At 70.3% G+C, this 20,737-nt stretch carries 22 protein-coding genes; 9 read left to right on the top strand and 13 right to left on the bottom strand.

Annotated features, from left to right (window positions below; all coding sequences use genetic code 11):
• Positions 1 to 10 precede the first annotated feature (10 nt).
• On the bottom strand, positions 11 to 832 hold the full coding sequence (locus C4V41_RS44530; RefSeq protein ID WP_103962087.1) for an alpha/beta hydrolase: 822 nt from the start codon (positions 830 to 832) through the stop codon (positions 11 to 13).
• Between the two features lie 190 nt (positions 833 to 1,022).
• On the opposite strand from C4V41_RS44530, the gene C4V41_RS44525 reads away from it, so the two are divergent.
• Positions 1,023 to 2,573 carry a M4 family metallopeptidase gene (locus C4V41_RS44525; RefSeq protein WP_103962086.1) on the top strand — a complete coding sequence of 517 codons (1,551 nt, stop codon included), beginning with the start codon at positions 1,023 to 1,025 and terminating at the stop codon, positions 2,571 to 2,573.
• A gap of 173 nt (positions 2,574 to 2,746) precedes the next feature.
• On the top strand, positions 2,747 to 3,187 hold the full coding sequence (locus C4V41_RS44520) for a YybH family protein (protein ID WP_103962085.1): 441 nt from the start codon (positions 2,747 to 2,749) through the stop codon (positions 3,185 to 3,187).
• Here the strand turns inward: C4V41_RS44520 and C4V41_RS44515 are convergent.
• Entirely contained in the window at positions 3,184 to 4,068 is an 885-nt protein-coding gene (locus C4V41_RS44515) for a LysR family transcriptional regulator (protein ID WP_103962084.1), read from the bottom strand. The two genes, C4V41_RS44520 and C4V41_RS44515, sit on opposite strands and share 4 nt — an antisense overlap.
• 62 nt (positions 4,069 to 4,130) lie before the next feature.
• A complete protein-coding gene (locus tag C4V41_RS44510; protein ID WP_103962083.1) occupies positions 4,131 to 5,027 on the bottom strand; it encodes a LysR family transcriptional regulator in 897 nt (298 codons plus the stop codon).
• A gap of 110 nt (positions 5,028 to 5,137) precedes the next feature.
• Here C4V41_RS44510 and C4V41_RS44505 point away from each other — a divergent pair, with 110 nt between their 5' ends.
• Positions 5,138 to 5,830: an alpha/beta fold hydrolase gene (locus C4V41_RS44505; RefSeq protein ID WP_103962082.1), complete on the top strand. Its 693-nt coding sequence runs from the start codon at positions 5,138 to 5,140 to the stop codon at positions 5,828 to 5,830.
• Positions 5,831 to 6,039: 209 nt separating this feature from the next.
• Positions 6,040 to 6,426, top strand: a complete 387-nt coding sequence (locus tag C4V41_RS44500) for an aspartate/glutamate racemase family protein (RefSeq protein ID WP_103962081.1) — start codon at positions 6,040 to 6,042, stop codon at positions 6,424 to 6,426.
• Here C4V41_RS44500 and C4V41_RS44495 read toward each other — a convergent pair.
• From C4V41_RS44495 to C4V41_RS44480, 4 genes are all read right to left on the bottom strand, one after another.
• Positions 6,423 to 7,382 carry a hypothetical protein gene (locus C4V41_RS44495; RefSeq protein WP_103962080.1) on the bottom strand — a complete coding sequence of 320 codons (960 nt, stop codon included), beginning with the start codon at positions 7,380 to 7,382 and terminating at the stop codon, positions 6,423 to 6,425. The two genes, C4V41_RS44500 and C4V41_RS44495, sit on opposite strands and share 4 nt — an antisense overlap.
• Complete coding sequence (locus C4V41_RS44490) at positions 7,379 to 7,690, bottom strand: hypothetical protein (protein ID WP_103962079.1); 312 nt, start codon at positions 7,688 to 7,690, stop codon at positions 7,379 to 7,381. Before C4V41_RS44490 ends, C4V41_RS44495 begins: the two co-directional genes overlap by 4 nt.
• Entirely contained in the window at positions 7,687 to 8,034 is a 348-nt protein-coding gene (locus C4V41_RS44485) for a YbaB/EbfC family nucleoid-associated protein (protein ID WP_103962078.1), read from the bottom strand. Before C4V41_RS44485 ends, C4V41_RS44490 begins: the two co-directional genes overlap by 4 nt.
• A gap of 95 nt (positions 8,035 to 8,129) precedes the next feature.
• Positions 8,130 to 9,296 (bottom strand): hypothetical protein, encoded by a 1,167-nt coding sequence (locus C4V41_RS44480; RefSeq protein WP_146104019.1) that lies wholly within the window; start codon positions 9,294 to 9,296, stop codon positions 8,130 to 8,132.
• A gap of 513 nt (positions 9,297 to 9,809) precedes the next feature.
• Between C4V41_RS44480 and C4V41_RS44475 the strand changes: the two genes are divergently transcribed.
• The gene (locus C4V41_RS44475) at positions 9,810 to 10,172 is read left to right on the top strand and encodes a hypothetical protein (protein WP_103962076.1); all 363 of its coding nucleotides are present in this window, start codon (positions 9,810 to 9,812) and stop codon (positions 10,170 to 10,172) included.
• Positions 10,173 to 10,178: 6 nt separating this feature from the next.
• Here C4V41_RS44475 and C4V41_RS44470 read toward each other — a convergent pair whose 3' ends face one another.
• Together C4V41_RS44470 and C4V41_RS44465 are read right to left on the bottom strand one after the other, a co-directional pair.
• On the bottom strand, positions 10,179 to 10,640 hold the full coding sequence (locus C4V41_RS44470) for a nucleoside deaminase (RefSeq protein WP_103962075.1): 462 nt from the start codon (positions 10,638 to 10,640) through the stop codon (positions 10,179 to 10,181).
• Positions 10,641 to 10,708: 68 nt separating this feature from the next.
• Entirely contained in the window at positions 10,709 to 12,055 is a 1,347-nt protein-coding gene (locus tag C4V41_RS44465; RefSeq protein ID WP_103962074.1) for a hypothetical protein, read from the bottom strand.
• A gap of 186 nt (positions 12,056 to 12,241) precedes the next feature.
• On the opposite strand from C4V41_RS44465, the gene C4V41_RS44460 reads away from it, so the two are divergent.
• On the top strand, positions 12,242 to 12,607 hold the full coding sequence (locus tag C4V41_RS44460) for a hypothetical protein (protein ID WP_103962073.1): 366 nt from the start codon (positions 12,242 to 12,244) through the stop codon (positions 12,605 to 12,607).
• 22 nt (positions 12,608 to 12,629) lie between these two features.
• Here C4V41_RS44460 and C4V41_RS44455 read toward each other — a convergent pair whose 3' ends face one another.
• The 3 genes from C4V41_RS44455 to C4V41_RS44450 form a co-directional block, all read right to left on the bottom strand.
• Complete coding sequence (locus C4V41_RS44455; protein WP_103962072.1) at positions 12,630 to 14,303, bottom strand: helix-turn-helix domain-containing protein; 1,674 nt, start codon at positions 14,301 to 14,303, stop codon at positions 12,630 to 12,632.
• Positions 14,304 to 14,442: 139 nt separating this feature from the next.
• Positions 14,443 to 14,604, bottom strand: coding sequence for a hypothetical protein (locus tag C4V41_RS62330; protein WP_160150601.1), 162 nt, complete (start codon positions 14,602 to 14,604; stop codon positions 14,443 to 14,445).
• A 77-nt stretch (positions 14,605 to 14,681) separates the two neighbouring features.
• Positions 14,682 to 15,053 (bottom strand): DoxX family protein, encoded by a 372-nt coding sequence (locus tag C4V41_RS44450; protein WP_103962071.1) that lies wholly within the window; start codon positions 15,051 to 15,053, stop codon positions 14,682 to 14,684.
• A 455-nt stretch (positions 15,054 to 15,508) separates the two neighbouring features.
• Here C4V41_RS44450 and C4V41_RS44445 point away from each other — a divergent pair, with 455 nt between their 5' ends.
• The 3 genes from C4V41_RS44445 (at position 15,509) to C4V41_RS63440 (ending at position 17,616) form a co-directional block, all read left to right on the top strand.
• Positions 15,509 to 16,462 (top strand): pentapeptide repeat-containing protein, encoded by a 954-nt coding sequence (locus tag C4V41_RS44445; protein ID WP_235030767.1) that lies wholly within the window; start codon positions 15,509 to 15,511, stop codon positions 16,460 to 16,462.
• Positions 16,463 to 16,590: 128 nt separating this feature from the next.
• Positions 16,591 to 17,325, top strand: a complete 735-nt coding sequence (locus C4V41_RS44440) for a VOC family protein (RefSeq protein ID WP_103962069.1) — start codon at positions 16,591 to 16,593, stop codon at positions 17,323 to 17,325.
• 75 nt (positions 17,326 to 17,400) lie between these two features.
• Entirely contained in the window at positions 17,401 to 17,616 is a 216-nt protein-coding gene (locus tag C4V41_RS63440; protein WP_200824649.1) for a hypothetical protein, read from the top strand.
• A gap of 37 nt (positions 17,617 to 17,653) precedes the next feature.
• On the opposite strand, the gene rph is transcribed toward C4V41_RS63440, so the two are convergent.
• The gene (gene rph / locus C4V41_RS44435) at positions 17,654 to 20,260 is read right to left on the bottom strand and encodes a rifamycin-inactivating phosphotransferase (protein ID WP_200824648.1); all 2,607 of its coding nucleotides are present in this window, start codon (positions 20,258 to 20,260) and stop codon (positions 17,654 to 17,656) included.
• Between the last annotated feature and the right edge of the window lie 477 nt (positions 20,261 to 20,737).

Genomic DNA, 20,737 nt, shown 5'->3' with positions numbered 1-20,737 from the left:
GGAGAAGGGTTCACCCGGTCGTTCCGGTGACGGCGATGCGGGTGATGCGTTTCAGGGTGGGGCTGCCCGGTTTGAGGTATCCGCCGTGCGTGGCGGTGCCGCCGTCGAAGACGCGTGCGCCGAAGCCGGGGCTGGCCGGGTCGGTCCCGAAGCCGAGCGGGCCGATGCGTACTCCGGCGCGGAACACGTCGTCGCGGCGCCCGAGTCCGGCCCAGACACGGGCCGGTGTGCGCAACTGGCCGGCCGTCCGCACGCCCATTCCGGGGCTGCCTGTGACGACGAGGTCGTCGACGGGCAGCCCGGGGGCGGCCTGGCCGCAGACGACGGAGCCGTAGCTGTGGCAGACCAGGCTGACGCGCGCCCGGGCGGGAAGTGCGCGGACGAAGGTCCGCAACCGGCTCGCTCCTCGTTCCGCCGGCCAGATGGTGAGGATCTCCGGGTTGATCAGGTCGGGCGGGTCGTAGCCGAGCCAGCCGATCACGGCGACCCCCGGGGCGATCGTGGTGGCCTCGCGGTGGAGTGCGCGGGCGGCTCGCCCGGGCCCTTCGAAGGAGCTGTCGAACGAGCTCAGGCTCTGGCCCGAGCCGGGGACGTAGACGATGATCGTGCGTGCGGTGGCGAGGTCGCCGACCACTTCGATCGCCTGGCCGTCTCCTGTGCGGCTCAGCGCCAGGAACTGGCGGCCTGGCCAGCCGCCGGTTTCGTACCTGTGGTGGAGTTCGTCGGCCGTGAACGCGGGCGGCGGTGGCAGCTCGGCCGTCACCGGCCGCCCGGCGGCGGCGGCGATGGCGGCGAGCAGTACAGCGGGCAGCAGGGTTTTTGGAAATCTCATTGATAGTTAGGGACGCCGCGCCGGGCGCTCTGGTTCCCCCCTTGTGGCTTTCTTCCTGTCTGACGTCCATCCATACCACGGCGTTATGGGCAACTTGGGAGGTATCACTTAGGTCACTCTCAATGTCAATCTGAGGGCACCCCCAGCCGGCCGGGGCTCGTCCACTCCACCCCCCTGAGGAGCAACGAGCGTGAACCCCAAGCTCAGGCTGGGCACTGCCGCCATACTCGCGTTAGCCCTGACCCTCACCACACCGGCGGGCGTCACAAGCGCGAACGCCCAGGTGGCCGACCCGCCCTCACCCTCGGAGCGCGGCGCCGCGGTGGCGACCGCGCAGAGCGTCATCGACTCCAGCCGGACGCGGCTCCTGGCCGCCGACCAGGACGACTTCTCCCTGTCGTCGGCCATCGCCGGCGTCAACGGCATCCAGCACCTCACGTACACGCGCACGTACGCCGGCCTGCCCGTCTACGGCGGCGAGGTGGTCGTGACGACCGCCAAGTCCGGCAGGTCCGTCAGCACGATCGACACCGGCCAGCAGACGATGATCGCGCTGGACACCAAGCCGCAGATCGCCGCGCAGACGGCGGCGGACACGGCCCGCAACGTGGCGCCCAAGGCCACCTCGATCGGCACGCCGGCTCTCGTGGTGCACGCCACCACGCCCACGCCGCGCCTGGCGTGGGAGGTCGTGGCCGCCGCCGGCGACCAGTCGAGCATCCTGCACGTGTACGTGGACGCGCGTGACGGCCAGGTCATCGACCAGTGGGACGAGGTGGTCCACGGCACCGGCAACAGCTACTACAACGGCAACCCGGTCACCATCGACACCTCCCCGTCGTACGTGATGCGCGACCCCACGCGCACCGGCATCCAGTGCGGCGGCCAGAACGGCGCGGCGTACACCAAGTCGACCGACAGCTGGGGCAACGGCAGCGGCACGAACCTGGAGACGGCCTGCGTCGACGCGCTCTTCGCGGCCCAGCGCCAGTGGGACATGCTGCGTGACTGGCTCGGCCGCAACGGCATCAACGGCTCGGGCCGCGGCTACCCCGCGAGGGTCGGGCTGAACCAGGCCAACGCCTTCTGGAACGGGTCGTTCGCCTCCTTCGGCCGTAACTCCGCCGGCACCCAGCAGGCCGTGTCGATGGACGTCGTCGGGCACGAGTTCGGCCACGGCATCTTCCAGTTCTCCGGCGGCAGCGGCGGCAGCGGCAACGAGTCCGGCGGCCTGAACGAGTCGACGGGCGACATCTTCGGCGCGCTGACCGAGGCGTTCGCCAACGAGCCGGCCAGCCTCGACCCGCCCGACTACCTGGTCGGCGAGGAGGTCAACCTGTCGGGCCGCGGCGCGATCAGGAACATGTACAACCCATCGGCGCTGGGGCACCCGAACTGCTACAGCTCCTCCATCCCGAGCACCCAGGTGCACGCGGCGGCCGGGCCGCAGAACCACTGGTTCTACCTGCTGGCCGAGGGCACGAACCCGAGCGGGAAGCCCGCCTCCAGCCGGTGCGACGGCGGCGCGGCCATCACCGGCATCGGCGTCCGCAAGGCGGGCCAGGTCTTCATGACGGGCCTGAACATGAAGACGGCCCCGTGGACGCACGCCAAGGCTCGTGTGGCGACGCTGCGGGCGGCCAGGACGTTGTTCACCGGCTGTGTCGAGTTCAACGTCATCAAGGCGGCGTGGAGCGGGGTGAACGTCCCCGCGCAGAGTGGTGAGCCGACCTGTCCCTGAGCATGATGGCGGCCCTGTTCAGCGCGGATCGTCGGCGGTCCGCGCTGAACAGGGTGCGGCGTCATGCCGCCCAAGGCATAACGTCATGGCAATCTTTATCTTGGACAAGATAACTCTGGAGCCATAACCTCGGAGGCGGCACATCCACTGATAAGGGAAGAGTTGGAGCGGCGATGCCTGCGCAGCGCGAGGTAGACGAGGCCGAGATCCGCCGGCTGATCGACAAGATCGTCGAAGGGCTTCAGGAGAAGGATATCGAGGGTCTGAGGCGGTGTTACGCGCCGGACATCGTGTCCTTCGACATCGAGCCGCCGCTCCAGCACGTGGGGATCGAGGCGAAGCTCAAGAACTGGGCGCCCGTCTTCACGTTCTTCGAGACGGTGGCGTACGAGCTGCGCGACCTGACGCTCACCGTGGGCGATGACCTGGCGTTCGGGCACGCGTTCGGCCGTCTCAGCGGCACGCTGAAGGACGGGACGGCGGCGGGCGGCATGTGGGTCAGGGTCACGTACTGCCTGCGGAAGATCGATGGCACGTGGCTGATCGTGCACGACCAGGTCTCGGTGCCGCTCGACATCCCCAGCGGCAGAGGCGTCGTCGACCTCCAGCCCTAGCGCTCGCCGGTGGTCCAGCCCCAGTCGGCGATCGTGGCGCGCATCAGCCGGGCGGCGGCGGACAGGTGGCTGCCGGCGCCCCAGTAGAGGGTGACCGTGCGCCGGCAGTCGGGGCCGTCGATGGGGATCCAGGCGGCGGGCACCCGCGTGGGGCTGCTCAGGGCGAAGGTGGGCACGAGGCCGATGCCGAGCCCCGCGCTGATCAGGGCCGCGATGGCGCTGGGTTCGTCGACCTCGCAGACGATCTTCGGGGTCTGGTCGCGTGCGGCGAAGAGCCGGTCGAGGAGGCGGCGTTGCCAGTGCCCTTTGCGGGCGCTGACGAAGGGCTGGCCGATGAGCTCGTCGATGCTCACCGACGTGCGGCCCGCCAGCGGATGGCCGAGCGGCGTGGCCAGGCCGACCCCTTCGTCGAGCAGCTCGGCCGCCTCCAGGCCCTCGGCGGAGATCGGCTGGGAGGCGACGCACAGGTCGACGTCCTGGGCGCGCAGATGGCGGCCCATGTCCTCGGCCGCCATCCAGCGGAGCTCGACCTCGATGGCCGGGTGGGCTCGTTTGAAGGCGGCCAGCGGCCCGGTGAGGGTGAGGAAGGTCTCCGACGCGAGGCGTACGGTGCCCATGCCCTCGCTGACGGCCTCGGCGACGGCCCGCCGTCCCGCGTCCAGCTCGCCCAGGGAGCGTTCGACGTAGTCGCGGAAGAGCCGGCCCGCGTCGTTGAGCCGCAGCCGGCCGCTCCGGTCGAACAGCGGGGTGCGCAGCTCGCTCTCCAGCCGGGCGATGGTACGGCTCAGCGACGGCTGCGCGACGCGAAGCTCCTCGGCCGCGCCGCTGAGGTGTTCCAGCCGCGCCACCACCAGGAACTGCCTGAGCGAATTCAACTCCATCGCGCCTCCCGGTATAGCACCCCGGCGATATCGACCTTGGGCAAGATAACCCGTGAGCCATGCTAACCGGGCGGGGCCAGGTCTGACGCGACCTCGATGGCGATCTCGATCGCCCGGGCCGTCAAGGGGGAGTGGGTACGGCCGGCCCGCCAGTGCAGGCAGATCTCGCGCGGGGCGACGGCCGGTCGCAGCTCGTGGACGCGGAGCCGGTCGTCGGACCCGGCGTCGGCGGCGTGGACGGCCAGCCACGGCAGCACCGCCGATCCCATCCCGGCCCGCACCATGGACAGCAGCGTCTCGTTGCCCGCCGTCCGGAAGACGATCTTCGGGTGGACGCCGGCGCCGGTGAACGCCTCCTCCAGCCGGGGCTGGTCGCAGGTGGCCGGCCAGGCCACCAGCGGCGCGCCGTCGAGCCGGTCGAGCGGGACGCGGTGCTCGGAGAAGGCGCCGCGCGCGGCCACCAGCAGGTAGGGGTCGTCGAGCAGCTTGACGTACTCGACGTCGCCGCTGAGGGGGCCGTCGTAGAACAGCAGGTCGAGGTCGCCGATCTGCGGCTGCTCCGGCTCCTCCTCCGACAGCCGGATCTCGCAGCCGGGGTGCTCCTCGCGCAGCCGGCGTACGACGACCGGCAGGATCACCGAGGACACGCTCTGGAAGGTGCCGATGTCGATCCGGCCGTCGCCGGCCTGGAACCGGTCCACGGCCTCGGCCAGGGCCGCCGCCTTCGCCAGCAGCTCGCGCCCGTGCTCTAGGACGACGGCGCCGAGCGGGGTGATCCGCACCGGCCTCGGGCCGCCCGGCCGGTCGAACACCGGGCCGCCGACGGCCTTCTCCAGCGCGGCGATCTGCTGGCTGACGGTCGACTGGGTGTAGCCGAGCCGGGTGGCCGCGCGGCCGAACGAGCCCTCGTCGGCGACGGCGGCCATCGCGGTCAGGTGCCGCAGCTCGAGATCGGTCACGGGACCCTCCTGGCCATCGCTTTCAGCGATCGAGTCAATCGGAAACAATCGCTTTTCACGATGGCTCCCGGCTTCTAGTGTGACAGTTCCAACGAGCGAGGGAGAGTTCGATGAGCACGTTCGTGTTGATCCACGGCGGGGGAGACGTCGGATGGTCCTGGCACCTGGTGGCGGCCGAGCTGCGGGCGCGCGGGCACGACGTGCTGGCGCCCGACCTTCCCGGCGATGACGCGTCGAAGACCCTGACGGACTACGCCGGCTTCGTCGTCGAGGCCATCGGTGACCGGCGGGACCTGGTCGTCGTGGGCCACTCGTTCGGCGCGTTCACCGCCCCGCTGGTCGCCGACCGGCTGCCCGTCAAGGTGCTGGTCCTGCTGGCCGGCATGATCCCGTCGCCGGGTGAGCCGCCGGACGAGTGGTGGGCCAACACCGGCTACCAGAGCGCGGTGGAGGAGCAGGCCAAGCTCGACGGCGGTCTGACCGGCAACGCGGATCCGTTCGTGAGCTTCTACCACGACGTGCCCCGGGAACTGGCCGAGCAGGCACTGGCCAAGGAGCGCGACCATCCGTCCAGCACCGCGTCGGCCGAGCCGTGGCCGCTGGAGGCGTGGCCGGACGTGCCGACGAGGTTCGTGCTCTGCGGCGAGGACCGCTTCTTCCCGCCGGACTTCTTCCGGCGGCTGGTGCCCGAGCGCCTGGGCATCGTCCCCGACGAGATCGCGGGCGGTCACTGCGTCGCGCTCAGCCGCCCCAAGCAGGTGGCGGACCTGCTGGTGGGGTACGCGATCGAGCGGAGCCGGTGACACCCGCCATCGCACGCCTGGATCGCGGGCCGCGTCGAGCGCGAGCTGGGGGAGCAGCCCGACGGCGATGAGCGCCTGCGTCAGCACGTAGTCGTCGGTGCCGTGGCGGATGTCCGGCGTGAAACCGGCCGCCTCGCACGCCTGCCGGAGCTGGCTGGCGCACCGTTCGCAGATGGACCAGCGCCTCGAGCTCTTCTGTCGCGGCCCGCATGCGAGCGGCGATGGCGTCGGCGTGCCGGAGCAGCGCCTGTCCCGCCTCCGTGAGCTGGACACCGCGTGGCCGTCCATGCCATAAGGATCGCTTGGCGGCGATCAGCGTGCCCTTCGTGCACATCGTCGACGCCACGGCGCGCCACGGCACGCCGCGTCGCCGCCGCGGGGAGCTCACGCGGAACCGGATCGAGAGCGCCTCTCGCGAGGAGTACCGGCGCGTCATCACCGATCTCGCGGGACGAGGCGCTCAGGCGGTGATCCTCGGATGCACCGAGATCACCCTGCTGATCGGGCCGGAGGACAGCCCGCTGCCGGTGTCCGACTCCACCCGCCTCCACCTCGAAACGGCCCCCGACCTGGCACTGCGCACCACCGTCGGCTAGCCTTCCCGGCCGTCGTAGCGCTGGGCGAGCCCTCGCAGGCGCTCGGCCAGACGCTCGCGCTCGCCGGCCAGGCCGTCGGCCTCGAACCGCAACTGGCGGAAACGCGCGGCCGCCTCGCCGCGCGTCACGGCCAGCGTGTCGTCGATCTGGCCCCGGGCCAGGCCGAGCCGCTCTCCGGCGAATCTGACCAGCTCGCTCTGCTCGCGCAGGCCGCCGCGGGCGGCCACCATGGCCTCCCGGTCGGCGGGCGACAGAAAGGGATGCCACTTCCAGTCGCCGGTGTAGCGGACGGTGTAGTCGCCCACGCTGTGCGGGTGGCGGGACCGCGTGGAGACGATCGCGTCCCTGATGCGGACGTGGTTCACCTCCAGCGTCCCGCGCGCCTGGTTGGCGGCGCGCTGGGCGGCCTCCAGCGTGCCGCGTACCGCGTCGAGGTGCAGCCGGACGATGTTCTCCGGGGTCGCCCCGCCGCCCACGCGGGCCGCCCCGCCCGAGCGTGCCGGATGCTTCTTCAGCCGGTCGAACACCTCAGCTATCTTGCGCATGGCCAACTGCATCTGGGCGTCGGTACGAAGGGCGGCGGACTGCGCGGCGGGCACCGACTGGGGCGCCACCTGGCGGGCGATGCCGGCGTACGCGGCGTAGAACAGGTAGGCCGCCCCGCCCGCCGCCGCGACCAGCGCCGCCGCCTCGACCCCGCCGGACGCGATGTCCATCCGCCGGCCCAGGTCGGTGGCCCGCACGGAGGTGCCGGCCGTGTGCTCGTCGTACGCCTGCGCCGCCGGGCCGGCCTCGTCACCGGCGGGCCGCTGGGCCATCGCGATCTCGCTCTCCCGGTCGCGGTGGAAGCCCGCGCCCCGCGCCAGCAGCGTGAGATGGTCACCGGCCGGCACGTCGCGCGGCCGCTCGACCGGCAGCAGCGGCGCGCCCATCGCGACCAGCGGGTCGTCGCTCATGCCAGCATCCGTCCCGCGGCCTCGGAGCGCTGGACGCCGGCCAGCTCGGTGGCGGTGTTGCTCCTGGACATCACGATCTGGCCGTCGGCCGCCAGGCGGGTGCGGCCGTGCAATTCCTCGGACTCCTCCAGCATGTTCCGCAACAGCGCCTCCAGCGCGATCCCGACGTACGGCAGCAGCCCGGCGGCGGTCACGGCGGCGCCCAGCGACCGGTTGAACTCCTCGTGCTCGTCGGCCAGCTCGCGCACCGCGTGCCCGGATCTGGCCCGCCTGTCGTTGTGGTGCACCACGTCCGGGATCTCGCTCACGGGCCCTCCAGCCGCCGCAGCAGTTCGTCGAGTGAGGCGTTCATCTGGGAGAAGCGGCCCAGCGCCTCGGCCTCGAACTCGTCAAGGCGTTTCGCCATGGTGTCCGGCGCGAGGGCGGGCGGCACCTCGTCGGCGGGGGCGGGCTCGCCGGCCCGCGCGAGCCGGTCCTGCTGCGCGGCGCGCACCGCGGCCAGCACCTGCTCCTCCAGTTCCTGGGAATCGAGCCGGAGCGCCCGCGGGGCGATGCGTACGCGCTCGAGCAGGCCGTCGGCGCCGACCGTGGCACCCACCAGGCCGCGTGCGGCTTCCCCGAAACCACGGAGATCGTCGTCTTCGGAAGCCATGTACCCGCCTCAACAACCGTGATCTTTGTGGCAGGTCCATGTATAGCACCCTGGCCGGGCGCCCGTCAGGTCGGGCGCCCGGGCGTGGGGCCGGGTCAGCCGGTGTAGTCGGTGGTGTGGGTGGTGCCGGCCGGCCACAGATATTTGCCGTGGTCGGCGGTCGAGTAGCCGGGGTTGCCGTCGCCGGCGCGCGCCTGGAGGAGGTTGTTACGCCAGGTGGAGCCGCGGGCGGTGCCGCCCCAGATGCCGCCGTACAGGAAGCCGTACAGCTGGTCGAGCTCGGCCGAGAACACGTTTCCCGTCACGGTGATGTTCTTGGCGTTGTTGATGGTGCCGATGCTCAGGGCGTACCCCCAGCCGGAGATGTAGTTGTCGGTGACGGAGACGTTCTGGTAGACGCCCGTGCCCTGCAGGGCCAGCCCGTTGGTGTTGCCCAGGGACGCCAGGGTGTTGTGGCGCACGATCATGTTGCCGCCGTCACCGTCGCTCTGCGGGCCGATGCCGTCGTGGTGATAGACGTCGTGTGAGGTGTCGGCCATGTCATGGATGTAGTTGTTCGTCCATGTCGAGGGGCGGTCGGGGAAGCCCGTCACCATGATCATCCCGGCGTTGCCCCAGATGTCGTTGTGGTCCATGACGGCGACGGCTTCCTTCATCGTCGTCACGAGCTGCCAGGAGTCGTCGAACGGCGTGCCCGGTTCGGTGTGCGAGGACGACACCGTGCCGTCGTTTCCGGGAGGCATCGCATAGGAGCTGGGCTTGAACGTCGAGTACAGGAACTTGACGTTGGTGTCGGAGTAGATCTGCACCAGGTTGTCGTTGGGGTTCGTGCCCTCGAACAGGCAGCCCACGAAGGTGAGGTTGTCGCCGTAGATGATCGTCTTCAGGGCGGTGAAGCGGGTGAAGGAGATCACGCTGTTGTCGGGGTATTCGACGCGCAGCGGCTTGTCGGGGCTCATGCCGGCGGTGTAGTCGGTGAGCTTTCCCGGATAGGCGCCCAGCCCGAGGCCGCCGGCGTTGGCGGGGGTGTGGGCATAGCCGGTGTTGGAGAAGTCCGGCCAATATCCCGAGCCGTCGTTGGGCCGCGCGTCGATGGCGGCGACGGCCGGCGCGGCCGGTGGCTTGACGGCGGCGACGGCGGCCTGGCCGTCCGGTGTGCCCGCGCCGGCCATCAGGAACGAGGTGGCCAGCGCCGCGGCGGCGGTGGCGCCGGCCCATCTGATCAGGCGGTTTACCGGCCGGGATAAAAGCTGAGATGGCATTTTGTCGAAGTCCCCGGGTCTCTGGGTAATGAGGTGAATGCGGAAAACCATAAGCCACGTTGATCATCCGACACAAGGAATCAATCGAGGAGGCCATATCGCCGCAGCTAGAGGGCACTTTCATGATCTGGCTGACAGCGTGCGACTTGATGCGGTAAAGTGCTCCGAATAATCTCCGGAATGGTGTGCAAATCACGACCTCTATTCTCTGGCGGCCATGACGATCATGTGGTTTCACGGCCTGGGAATGGTCACCGGATGCGGCTGTGGCGCCGCTCGGGCGGTCCTGGCCTCGGTCCGCGACGCCAGGCACTGGTACGAGATGTACGCGGACCGCCCGGACGGCCGGCGCATCGGCACGCTGATGCTGCTCGCGGCGCGATCCCCGCGCTCCCTGATCTACCTGCCGATGCGCACTGCCCCGGCCGCTCCAGGCGATGGGATCGGCTGGGACGAGGAGAAGCGGATCGACCTCGTGCTGGCCCATCGCGCGCTGCAGTTCCGGCCCTCCCGGTGGAAGCGGCTGCGGGAGCGCGTCAACGCGGGAAACGCCCCCGTGAGCTGCGCACCGCGAGCGTCCCGGCAGGTGACCTGCGCCCGCCCACGGTACGGCGCGATCCGAAGCACGGCGACCTGCTGCACCAGGCCGTCCACGCCGAGACCCTGTTCCTGGCGGGCGGCACGACGGCGTTCCGGCAGGCGGCACAGGAGATCTTCACCGTCACCAGGGACGGGCCGCCCCACGCCGCGACGAAGCACTACCTTCCCGGCGCCTGCAACTACCACGTCTGCCGCAGCCTCTACGACTGGCCGGAGCTGGAGGAACACGACTGGGACCAGGTCCATGTGGAGTTCTGCCCGCGATGGACGAGCTGATCAGGTCTAACGGCCGCCGATGTCCTCACTCCACACCTGCGGCGACAGCCGCTGGAACTCCGACATCAGGGCGACGCACCGCTCGTCGGCCTGGACGATGACCTCGATGCCGTGTGAGCGCAGAAAATCCACATCGCCCGCGTACGTCCGCCGTTCGCCGATGACCACGCGCGGGATCTGGAAGAGGATGATCGCGCCGCTGCACATCGGGCACGGCGACAACGTGGTGTACAGCGTGGTGCCCGCATAGGAGGACCGGCGGCCGGCGGCGCGCAGGCAGGCGATCTCGCCGTGCGCCGTCGGATCGTGGCGCTGGATCCGTTCGTTGTGGCCGGATCCGAGCAGTTCGGTACGTGTCGCGAGCGCCGCCCCCACCGGGACCCCGCCCTCCGCGAACCCCGTCCGCGCCTCCTCGATCGCCACCCTCATCATGTCGTCGTCGTCCGGCCACGGCGGCTCATGCCTCATGCGGTCCCTCCCGGCTCAGGTGCTCTGGCGGTGTCATCCCCGCTCCGGCCGCCCGCCAGACGGCACCCTCAGAACGGAGGTTCGTCGGTGGGCGGGTCGCTCCAGAGCGGTATGGCGGGCTTGGGCTCGTGCCGCTGGAGCAACGCCACGGCGTCCTTGACGCGGCCGAGATCGATGAGATGGCCGGCCAGGAGGGTGCTGTTGGCGGGCTGGTGCCGTTCGAGGACGACGACCGCCTCCTCCGTACGGCCCGCGTCGGCCAGCAGCTCGGCGACGCACCAGGCCGCGTACCAGGTGTCACCCTCGGGGTGCGCCCACGCCAGCTCGATCGCCTCGTCGCGCAGGCCGCAGGCGGCCATCAGCGGGAGCCGCATCCGGAAGAAGGTCCATTCCTCCTTGCCGAGGGCGTCGAGGTGGGCCAGACCGTCCTCAGGGCGCCCTTGGCCGGCGTAGTGGGTGCAGAGCAGGTCGACGATCCAGTCATCCGAGCCGTAGGGCGAGTCCGCGAGCGCGCGCAGCACCTCCGTCGCCTCGTCGGCACGGCCGTGCCGTACCAGGAGCCGGGCGAGCTGCACGGCCCCGTGCAGCTCGCGGAGCGTCTCATCCCCCGGCTGCCGGTACACCGCGATCGCGCCCTCCACGTCACCACGCTCCTCCAGGAGGTCGGCCAGACGCTGAGCGGCGTGCCCGTGGAACTCGGCCGCCGCGTACGCCCGCAGCTCCTCGATCCGGTCGTGCCGGGCCAGCAGGTCCGCCAGCTGGTCTCGGCCGTTGACCGAGGTGACCTCCCGGGTGCGCAGCAGGGCGATCGCGTCGTCGACGCGGCCCTGCCGTTCGCGGATCTCGGCGAGCAGGTCGACGGCGTTGGACGGTTCGACCTCGTAACGGCGGCATGACGGGGTTTCGCAGCGGTGCCCGGCCTCGATGCGGGCGCTCAGCAGCGCGGCGGCCTCCTCGTCGCGGCCCGCGCTCCCGGCGGCGTCCACCAGGGCCTCGGCGCGGAACCAGTCCTCGATGTGCGGCTTGAGCAGGTCGAACGCCTCGCCACCGCGGCCGTGCCGGGTGAGCAGGCGCCCGAAGAACTCCTGCGCCAGCCGATCTCCGGCCTCGGCGTGCGGGCGGAACAGGGTGATCGCCTCGTCGATCCGCCCCCAGCCCTCCAGCAGCTCGGCCGTGGTCCGGGCCGCCTGCCACCAGCCCGTGGCGGTGTACGGAGCCAAGAGCTCCAGGGCCTCCGCCTGCCGGTCCTGCCCGGCGAGCAGCCGGGCCCGCTCTCGCGCGCAGAACCATTCCCCGTGGCGGGCCTGGAACTCCACCTCGTCGGTGTGGCCGAGCTCGATCAGCCGGGAGACCAGATGCGGGGGAATGCAGCCGGTGAGGGTCCGGACTCGATGGTCAAGATCGGCGGCGTCCACGGAGAAGTACTCTACGCCCGCCGGCGGGAGCGTCCCAATAGCTGCACGTTTCACCTGGTCAGAAGCCTGAAACGGTCCCAGCCGTCCCAGATCCCGCGGGCGTTCTTGCCGGGCCGTGCGGCGGGTGGCCATCCTCTGGGTGTCGCGCCACCGAGCCCGGCGCCGTCCGTCCATCTGGAGGAACACATGCATCGTCGGACCATCAAGGGCATCGCCGTCGCCGCCTTGGTGACGGCCGCCTCGTTCTCCACTGCCACCCCGGCCTCCGCCGGGCAGTGCACGTTGAACGCGTGCGGAGTCGTGATCAACGAGTCCCGGCACGCCGCCTTCATCGGCGAGTGGTGCGGCAATCCCGGCAAGATCTGCAGTTACAAGGTCTTGATGCCGGGCGAGCACTCCCAGAAGTACTTCCGCGACACCGACGGCTTCAACCTGCAGTGCGACGGCGTCGTGCAATGGGGTTACGGGGGATCGACGTCGAACCAGCGCGCGCACGTCGACGTCAAGATCTCGGACTTCAACACGGTGTACATCCGCTACCAGGGGTGCTGACACGGGGGCCGGCACCACTGTTTCAAGGGCGGCTACGTCCCTGGCGCGCCGGCTCGACGAGCACCGGCTCCTCGCCGACGCGCAGGCCGTAGCCCGCCCTGACCGCCGCGACGCCGCCGTCGAGGCGGCGTACGGCCTCGATGTCGACCGGCGTCGTGATGGTGGCCGTGCCGCTGTCCGTCCACAGCACTGCCGCCTCGCGGCTGCGGCCGGGCTGGGTGATGGCGAATTGGCAGCGCCAGACGTTCGCCGGCAGGCCGATGGCCGCGCCGTGCCCGCAGGAGTAGTGGCGGGCGTGGGCGAGCCAGCGCTGCAGCTCCTCGACGGCCCGGGCGGCGGCGGTGGGAGGGCGGCCGACGGCCTGGAGCACGATGGGGATCTTGGTGCCGCCCCAGTTGTAGAAGTACATGCGTTCCAGGTTGAAGTGGCGCGCGTACAGGCCGGTCAGGTAGAAGCGGACGGCGTGGTTGCGCGCCTTGGTCTCCTCCAGCTTGCCCTGCAGGGGGATGTCGTACGTGGTGCCCGTGCTCCACAACCGCGGATGGACGCCGGCCTCGTGGAAGGCGCGGTCGGCGGTCGCCGCGAGTTCGAGCATGGTCTCCGGCGGGTCGCCGGCCTGGCGCTGGTGCAGCTTGATGCCGGCCACGTCGCAGTGGTCGAAACCGCCCAGCTCGGCGAAACGGCGCAGCGAGGCGCGCCCGTCCGCGCTCCACAGTCGCCCCATTCCCGGGCATACCAGGACGGCGGACGGGTCGACGGAGCGGATGATGCGACTGGCCCGGCGCGTCATCTCCACCAGGGTCTCCATGCTGCCGCTGTAGAAGCGAGGGTCATTGGCCAGGACCCACAGCTCGTACGCCTCGATGCGCCCCCGGTAGCGGGTGGCCAGCCCGGTCACGAAGCCGTCCCAGTCGGCCAGCCGGTCCGGGGGCGACGTCCGCGAACCGCCGGGGTAGGGGCCGATGCGCCCGTTGGGGCTGGCCCATTGCGGGGTTCCGCCCATGACGAACAGGACGGGCCGCCCGGCCCGGCGCGCGCCGTTCACCAGCCGGTCCAGGACCGACCAGTCGAACGCGCCACGGTGTGGCTGCAGGTGCGCCCACAGGGTGCCGCTGTCCCAGAGGCGTACCGCTCCCACGCGGAATCCGGGCATGGCGCCCGTCGCGCTGTTGATCGTGACCCCGAACAACGTGGCCGGGACGGGGGCGGCGGGGAGCGTCCAGATGCCGGGAACGGCCGGGCCGCCGTTCACGGGCGACCGCGCCGGCACGACGCGCCCGCCGGAGGGGGCCAGGATCAGCGCCATCACGGCCAGCAGGCCGACGAACATCGCGAGGGCGCCCGCCCGGTGCCGTGGCGCCGCCCTGCCGACCGGCGCGGGGACGGGTTCGGCCACAGGTTCGGCCACGGGTTCGTCCGGCAGGTCCTGCGCGTTCTGCGTGTCCTGAGCGTCCTGCGCCGACAACACCGCCGCCTCCCAGAGGCGATAGAGGCGGCTCAGCTCGTCGGGCCGCGCGCCGCAGACGCGGGCGATGCGTTCGACGACGCCGAATTCCGGCGGAAGCGAATGACCCGTGCAGTAGCGGTGTACGGCGGACTTGCTGGCATTGATGACACGGCCGATGGATTGGTAACTGTGCCCGCTGCGCTCTTTGAGGAGGGTGAGTAACGCGCCCAGCTCCGCGGATTTCGGCATCCTGCGTCCTCGCTTCCGGCCGTGACGTCGGCGTGCGCCGTGCACGTACGCATCGGGCACTTCCCACGCGTACGGGCGCCCACGATAACGGGCTCTCCCCGATATCGGCGGGAACGGCCACGGTCGTTCCCGCCGACGTTCATGCCGGGCTGAGGATCGCGGTGGCCGTGCGGTGTGCGATCTTCCAGCGCCCGTTCTCCGCGCGGCGGTGGCCGGCCGGTTCGACGACGTGCCCGGCCGTCCCGGCCGGATGGCGGGCGGGGCCTTCGCCGGCGTGGCTGCGCAGGCTCCGTCCACGCACTTCGTCCAGGGTGTCAGGGGCGCGGCGGTCGCGGTGACACGCATGAGACGGGTGGCTCCTCGCGGCAGAGGCCCGGGTCAGAAGCCGTAAGGGCCGAAGCGGCCCCAGGCGACGAACGCGGCCAGCAGGAACAGGACCGCGTTGAAGGCGATCGCGGCCGGTTCCCTACGGCGGGCATGGGTGAACGCGGCCAGCACCATCACCACGGCCAGGCCGGTCGCGGCCAGCGGGGTCAGGATCGGGGCGATGCCGGTGAGCGCGGGCAGCACCAGCCCGAGCGCGCCGGCCAGTTCGGCGATGCCGATGAGGCGGACGGTGCCGGGGGAGAAGTCCTCCACCCACGGCAGCCTGGGGGCGAGCTTGTCCTTGGGCTGGATGGACTTCATCACTCCGGCCAGGCCGAACATGACGGTCAGGACGGCCTGCACGATCCACAGAACCACGTTCATCGGACGGTCTCCCCTGGTTGCGGTTGATGACGATCTCGGGCCGGCCGCAGCACAGTGACGCCCTTCCAAAGAAGTGGAACGGCCTTCCCGTTTCTATGATGGCAGCTTGGCGATCAAAATGGGTAGGTCGTTCCACTTGGGGTGGCGGTGAGGGCTTAGTGGTTCACCGCGCGCGGACCCGGGGTTGTCAGGAAGTCCACCGGGTCTTCGAACCACGGCATGACGGTGCTCAGGGCAGCGTCACCAGAGGGTGGCCAGCCTCCCGCGGCCAGTAGTTCGAGAAGCAGAGCGGGCAGGGGCAGTCCACGGACATAGACCCGCGAAGGACGCATGCCGCACAGACTCCCATGACCGAGGCCCTCCAGAAACGCTCGATCACGGTGATCGAGCAAGGGATTGTCAGGGCTGGATGCGAGACTTCCGTACATGAATCTCGGTTCCAGCCGCCCACGGGCGTGACTGACGTGATCTTCGATCGGGCCCGGCTGGTGAACGTGGACTTCACCGGGCTACGGTTCGCCGGTTTCACCGCCTACGGTAGCGAGTTCGACGGATGCGACTTTTCCGGCGCCGTCTTCGAGCAGCCATCGCTGGGCAGCACCGGCGTCGGCGGGCAGAAGTGGGATGGCGCCACCTGGCCGCAGACCGTCTACCGCGACTGCGCTTTCCGCCGCACCCTCTTCTCGCCGCACACCTTTTTCGGAAATGTGCGGTTCGAACGATGCGTGTTCGACCGTTCCCGGCTACGGGAGCAGACGGCCACCACCGAAGCCGAGTTCGTCGATTGCGTTTTTGCCGGCCGCGTACGGAACATCAACTTCTGGGGCCGCCCGGCCGACCGTGACCAGGCCGTACTCGGCAGAGACCACAACGACTTCACCGGCAACGACTTCACCGCCGCCGAGCTCAGCCATGTCGCTTTCCACCACATCGATCTGCGGGCCCAGCGCTTCCCCGGCCCGCCCGGCTACGCGCTGCTCGACCGGATCACCCAGCGGGTGCGGGCGGTGCTGCCCATGGCCGACGACTGGCCGGACGAGCGGCACCGTGAGGAGGCCCGCTTCGCGCTGGAGTTCCTCGCCGGTACGGCGCGCGCGTGGAACGACGACCAGGCGCTGGTGAGCCCGGCGGACATGGGACGCAAGCTGCCGCCCGCCCTCCGGGAGGAGCTGTTCGCCGCCATCAGACGCACGACCAGCGATACATCCCCTGATCGAGCCGCACCGCCTCGATCCTCCACCACGACCTCGTTGTCGCCGAACTCGCTGAGGTCACGCCCGCTGATCTCGGCGACCAGCGTGTCGAGCTCGTCAATCCAGCCCTTGCAGTCGACATACGGCAGGTTCACCGCTCCCGGCCCGCCGGACAACGCCTTCTTGGCCAGCTGCTCGGAGTCTGCGGTGAAGTAGTCGACCAGAACGCCCATGGCCGATCACCCTATCGATCGGGCCCGCATCGGCGCAGGGGCCGGGCGGAGCTGTTCGAGGGCGCCTGGATCTGAAGCCTGCGGTTCAGCCGGTGGGCATAGGGTGGCGGCATGGCGCTGCAACTTGTTCAGGTGAATTTCAAGGCCCGGGACGACGCGGCGCTGGGCCGGTTCTGGGCGGAGGCGCTTGGCTGGGGAGTTTCCAGCGAAGGACCCGGCGTGACCAACGTTGAACCTGTGGGCTTCACCTGGCCGGACCCCGTCGCCGTCTGCGCCGATTTCGTCACCGTCCCGGACCCCGAAACGGTGAAATACCGTGTGCACCTCGATCTCGCCACCACCTCCGCAGCCCATCAGGCGGAGTTGGTCGCGCGCCTGAAGGAGCTCGGTGCGACGCCCGCCGACGTGGGCCAGGGCGACGTCCCGTGGACGGTTCTGGCCGATCCGGAGGGCAACGTGTTCTGCGTGCTGGAGCCTCGGGAGATCTACCGCGACACCGGGCCGATCGCCGCGGTGGTCGTCGACTGCGCCGACCCGCGGGCCATGGCCCGGTTCTGGGGCGAGGCGATCGACTGGACCGTGCACGAGGTGAGCGACGACCACGCGAGCCTGCGCTCCGCCAAGGGAGTCGGGCCGTATCTGGAGTTCCTCCGCACGCCCGACGTGACCGTGTGGAACCGGGTGCATCTCGACGTGTTGCCGAACCGGGGTGACGATCAGGCGGCGGAGGTGGCCCGGCTGCAGGCCCTCGGCGCGAAGCTCACCGATGTGGGCCAGGGCGACGTCTCGTGGGTCGTCCTCGCCGATCCTGAGGGCAACGAGTTCTGCGTCCTCGGCCGGGCCTGACGGTTCCGGCGGAAGCCGCAGTTGACATGTCGCGCGCCGCGCGTCTCACCGCCCATGCGGCCGTCTCCATGTACAGTGACCGCGCCCTCAGCGAACTCCTGGACACGGCCGCGCCGCTCGGCTCCGGCGAATCCGTTCGACCTGCCTGACTTCTGCCACTACGGCGTCGGCACCATCGGCGGGCACACGCCGATCGCCGCAGTGATCTCCGACTTCTACCGTACGTTCCAGCGCCGGAGCAGGCAGGCCCCCTACCCGCTGGAGGAGATTCGACGGCTTGGCATGGAGTAACGCCAGCGCACCCATCCGCACCCCCTGCGTGAAACGGTCAGGGCAGAATCTCGACGTACCCATCGCTTCCGTGCACGCGGATCCGCTGCCCATCGGGAATCAGCCGCGTGGCGTCCACCACACTGACGACGGCCGGCAGGCCGTACTCTCGTGCGATCACCGCGCCGTGCGTCATCTGCCCTCCCACCTCCGTCACCAGGCCGGAGATGGCGACGAAGAGAGGCGTCCAGCTCGGGTCCGTGTGGGCCGTGACGAGGATGTCACCCGGTTCGAGCTCGGCCTGGGCCATGTCCAGGATGACGCGGGCGCGCCCCTCGATGGTCCCGGCGGAGACCGGCACACCGATCAGCGCGCCGGCCGGCACGTCATCGCGCCGGTACGCCCCGGTGACGGCCTCGCCCTCAGAGGTGAGCACCCGGGGCGGCGTGAGGGCTTGGTACGACCGGAACGCCTCCTTGCGCTGCCGGATCAGCTCGTCATCCACCTGGTTCGAGCGTGCGACGTCGTGGAACTCCTGGAACGTGAGGTAGAAGACGTCCTCCCTCTCGGCGAGCACACCGGCCCGCACGAGGCGCCCGGCCTCTTCCAGCAGGGCCTGCTTGTAGACGAAATAGCGGCTGATGATGCCGTACTTCGGGTACTCCCGGTAGCCGATGAACGTCCGTACCCGGTCGATCATCCGCTCGGTCTCGCCGGCCTTCTGCTCCCCGTCCGGCAGGGTCCGCAGGCGTTCGAGCACCTCCTGCGCCTTCTCCTGCGCCTTCTGCCGCCCCTGCTCGAAGCGCCGCCCGGCGGCGCCCGGCTCGAAGTTCCTGACGTTGTCGAGGATCACGGGCACGAGCGTGGTGGGGCGTTCGCGCCAGCGCGGCCTCGTGATGTCGATCTCGCCGACGCAGCGCATGCCGTACCGGTCGAGATAGGCCAGGATGGCGTCGCGCGCCTCGGTCCCGCCCGCGAGCTTCGGCAACTCGTCGAGGAAGCCGTCGTCCTCGACGTCCTCCAGGAACGCCACCACCTGCGGATGCGGCCGGACCGCGTCGGCGACGTCGAGCAGCGCCAGCCCCATCTCCGAGGTGATGTTGCCGGGGGCGGACAGCGTGAGGGTGTCGGCCGCGTTCTTCTCGCCCAGCCATTCCTGCAGCTTGTCGTTGAGCCACCAGGTGGCGTCCATCCCCGCCATGATCGCCTGCATGCTCAGCGGATCACCCAGGACTCTCTTGTGCTCCTGGAAGGCCTCCAGCAGGAAGTCGAACAGCGCCGGTCCGGTCTTCGTCCGGACCTCGTCCTGCAACGCCGCGATGGACGCCTCGCTGCGCTCGATCAGTTCGGTGACGATGGCCGGATCGGTCTCGATCGGGACGGGCGGGCCGCCCGCCGCCGGCCTGGCAGGACCACCACCGGCGTCCGGGAGCTTCGGGACGAAGTCGAGGACGGTCTCCAGCGCGTCCCTGGTCAGCGGGTCGGTCCTCTCCGCCATCTCCAGGAAGCCGGCGCGGCTCGCGGGCGCCGCCAGGAGCCGGGTGGCGTCCACGAACAGCCTCCCGCCGGCCTCGTGCATCGGCGCCATGGCCGTCAGTTGCCACATGGAGAGCCCCAGCGGCTTCATGGCGTCGGTCATCATCTGCTGATGGCCGACGGAGAGGTAGAGGCGGTTCTCCTGGTCGGGGGCCGCGGGGATGGGGAACAGCGTGGTGATCGGCCGGCTCTGCACGATCTGGAAGTCGTCGCCGACCAGGCACCATTCGATGTCCTGCGGGCGGCCGAAGTGCGCTTCGATCCGTCGCCCGAGCTCCACGAGCCGTACGACCTGCGCATCCGTCAGCGCAGGCTCCTCCTGCCGCCCCGGGTCGATCGTCACTTCCCGCGTCCCGCCGGCCGGCAGAGCCAGGACGGCGCGTTGCTTGGCGGCGAGTGCCTTGGTGACGATCTCGCCGTCGCGCACCTTGAAGACGTCCGGGTTCACCAGGCCGGAGACCAGGGCCTCGCCGAGGCCGAAACCGGCGTCCACGGTGGCGACCTTCCGGTTGCCCGTGACGGGGTCGGCCGTGAACAGGATGCCGGCCGCGTCGGAAAAGGCCATCTGCTGCACGACCACGGCCATGTGGACCGCACTGTGGTCGATGCCGTTGCGCAGGCGGTAGATCACGGCCCGCTCGGTGAACAGCGACGCCCAGCACCGGCTGACGTGCTGAAGGATCGCCGCCGACCCTACGACGTTCAGGTATGTGTCCTGCTGGCCGGCGAAGGATGCCGTCGGCAGGTCCTCCGCCGTCGCGCTGGATCGTACGGCGTAGGCGGTCTGCTCGCCGGACCGCCCGAGCGCGCGGGTGATCGCCGCCGCCAGGTCGTCCGGGATGGCGATCCCTTCGATGGTCCGGCGGATCTCCGCGCTGAGCGTGCGGATCGCCTCCCGGTCGTCCGGGTTCAGGCGGGACAGCCGATCGTCGATCGACGGCGCCTCCGCCATGATCCGCCGGAAGGCGGCCGTCGTCACGCAGAACCCGGCCGGCACGCGGATGCCCTCGATCCGCGACAGCCCGCCCAGGTGCGCGCCCTTGCCGCCGACGACCGCGAGCTGCGTCTCGTCTACCTCTTGAAGGTCAAGCACGTACTGATCGAGCACGTCGTGCCCCCCGTTCCTCATCGGTGCCGTATCCGGCCGCTGATTCTGCGGCACGACCCGGGGCTTGCCGCAAGCCCCCCTGTGCGCTATACGTTGGAAGTGGCAAGGAGATCTTCTTGCCCTCGTTCTGTCGTCCGCCCGCCACGATATGGCGCATGGTTCGCGAGCCGGGAGAGGTCTCACCCCGCGAGGCCGAAGCGCTGCCGGGCCGAGACGAGGACTCCGTCGGCTGCCCGCGACCTTCCAAGACGCGCAGCAGGATCAGCGCCCCGGCGTAAGCCACCCCGTACCACGCGGACAGCCGGCCACCCACGGCCATGGCGACGGCGAGGCTGATCGCCGACATCGTGGCCAGCAGCAGCGCGCCGGCGGTCCGCTCAAGGAGCGTTCGATGAGCGCGGCGTTGCGTCACCTGGGTCATGTCATGGCTCTCGCCATCGCATGGGGTGCCATCGGGCGCCTTCCCTTGAGCAAATCCATCGTTCCCTTTACACCGAT

Source organism: Nonomuraea solani, from assembly GCF_900108335.1.
Classification (GTDB): Bacteria; Actinomycetota; Actinomycetes; order Streptosporangiales; family Streptosporangiaceae; genus Nonomuraea; species Nonomuraea solani.
This window is presented reverse-complemented; position numbering and strand designations above follow the sequence as displayed.